Genomic DNA, 2,100 nt, shown 5'->3' on the forward strand with positions numbered 1-2,100 from the left:
CATAAACGATTATCTCGTAACAGCCGCTCTTTGTTGATCATTTCAAACCTTTATTCTCTAAGTTAAACCTCTTTTTATTCTCAATAGCGTGACAAAAAATGCAAGTCTCTATTCAGCAACTAGTTTATTGAACATTTTACCGATTTGCGTTGCTGTGTAGCTTTTCTCTTCAAGTACTGGCAAGGGAATAACTTCACACCTAGCTATAGGGTTAATCAGTCCAGCGATAACAGCTTGACGGGCAGCATCGGAAAGTCCTGTAGCCCATTGGAAGGTTTTTTCGGCTATCTCCATCTGGATTTGCATGGCTCGGGCCTTGCGGTACTCTGGTAGGCCGCTACCTTCGTCACGATGTGCCGACTTCATGCTGTAGCTTCCCTGCTGGCGCAATGCTGGCAAAACTTCTTCGCATACCCAATCTTGAACGCGTTCGGCAGAGGGGAGTTTGCTTTTCAGTATCAGGCGGTAGAGGTCGGATTCCGGCGCAAGGATGATTCCTTTCGGTTTAAAGCCGAGTCCCAATTCCTCCGTTTCAGGGCAATTAAGTTTAATCAATGACTTACAGTGCGTATCTAATGTGTTGTGGGGCTTTTCATAGCCCAGCGCCTTAGCCAGTTCAACCGCAAAGAACACAGGCTTGCCTTGGTAAAGCGTTCCCTATAGCTCAACATCAGAATCAGCAGACTTAAATAGCATTAATTGTGTTTTGGTCATAACAATTTTCCATAGTTAAACGGATATGGTTAAAAGGCATTAAAGGGTTGTTAACTTGCAAAATTTGCAGATTGGCATTAAAAACGGTTACACTTGACCAAAAGGAGATACAGCTATGGGCCAAGTTGCATTTGATACATTACAGGCGTCAGAAGAGCTTGAGACTGCTGGCATTTCCAAAGAACAGGCAAGAGCAATCTCGCTCGTCGTGCGTAAGTCTCACGAGGTGGCGGATGTAGCTACTAAGGCTGATATCGCCGAAGTGAGCCGCAACATCGCCGATGTTCGCAAGGACTTATCCGCTGAGATCGCCTATGTCCGCAAGGATATGGAGCATCGCTTTGAGAAAGTTGAATCTCAGATTGCCGATGTTCGCAAAGATATGGAAAATCGCTTTGACAAACTTGGTTTACAATTAACTGTAAGGCTTGGAGGCATGTTAATTTTAGCAATAGGTGCGCTTACAGCTATTCTAAAACTTGTTCATTAACAAGCTATTAGTTGTTAAAGAAAATATCATCACCCGGATATTCTGACTGATATTGCTGATAGCCTACTGGGGCGTGCTTCCTCTCATCTTTATCCTGTAGCGTGGCAATTTTCTTATCGATTGTTTGCGCAGGTAATCCGTTAAATTGCTCGTCCAATGTTTGTCGTGTTTGTGCGATAAAGGGCAAGATAATCTCGAAGCTATAAGTATCCTGTCCGTTCGTTTTTGTTTTCAGCGTTTTTTGCAATACCAGCCCAACGCGCTTATTGGTAAGCTCTGGGGCGATGTGTGTATGGACATTAATCATTTTCGTTGTTAATTGACCGACATCAGCACAACCCATAATGGCGTGGATCATGTTGATACCATATTGATTTGGCGTACCGTCTTTTTTCTTACAGTAGACGTTGAGGTAGTTTGCTTTCTTGCCATCATCCGCCTCAACCGAAAATTCAATCGATTCAGCGCCGCCGCTGCTGGTGACATATTTTGCTTCCTGAATCGTAACAACATAAGCGCCCGATTCCGTAATAAATCCGCTTTTACCCGCAGCCAACGCAGATTCTGCATTGTAAGTGAATGTTATATTATTCATTGATCAACTCGCTTTGTGGAAGTAATACCGTAGTAAGCACAGATCGTCTCATCAACGGATTTGAGATCATTTTCAATAAAAGTATCGCTAAACATGTCTATTGGACTTTTACAACAGTCGCGCCCGTTACTTTGCGTAGAAAATAAATAATTTCCGTTATTAACTGTAGCTCGCAGCACTATTGTAAAATAACTTTCTGGGACGATAACCTGGTCAACCATCTTTCCAACGGTTTTCATTCTGATGTTGCCAAAATCGTCAGTTTGCGTATGAGCCAAAATATAAACACGTCTATTTTCCG

The 2,100-nt window shown here is 43.0% G+C and carries 3 protein-coding genes and 1 pseudogene; 1 reads left to right on the forward strand and 3 read right to left on the reverse strand.

Annotated features, from left to right (window positions below):
* Positions 1-108: 108 nt before the first annotated feature.
* The gene (locus CBG25_RS11575) at positions 109-633 is read right to left on the reverse strand and encodes a BRO family protein (protein WP_290606771.1); all 525 of its coding nucleotides are present in this window, start codon (positions 631-633) and stop codon (positions 109-111) included.
* A 196-nt stretch (positions 634-829) separates the two neighbouring features.
* Between CBG25_RS11575 and CBG25_RS11580 the strand changes: the two genes are divergently transcribed.
* Entirely contained in the window at positions 830-1,204 is a 375-nt protein-coding gene (locus tag CBG25_RS11580; protein WP_290606773.1) for a DUF1640 domain-containing protein, read from the forward strand.
* Positions 1,205-1,211: 7 nt separating this feature from the next.
* Here CBG25_RS11580 and CBG25_RS11585 read toward each other — a convergent pair whose 3' ends face one another.
* Complete coding sequence (locus CBG25_RS11585) at positions 1,212-1,799, reverse strand: DUF669 domain-containing protein (protein ID WP_290606775.1); 588 nt, start codon at positions 1,797-1,799, stop codon at positions 1,212-1,214.
* Positions 1,796-2,100 (reverse strand): annotated as a pseudogene (locus CBG25_RS11590) (ATP-binding protein); the annotation flags it as partial. The gene CBG25_RS11585 and the pseudogene CBG25_RS11590, both read right to left, overlap by 4 nt.

It is taken from the genome of Arsenophonus sp. ENCA (assembly GCF_002287155.1).
GTDB lineage: Bacteria > Pseudomonadota > Gammaproteobacteria > Enterobacterales > Enterobacteriaceae > Arsenophonus > Arsenophonus nilaparvatae.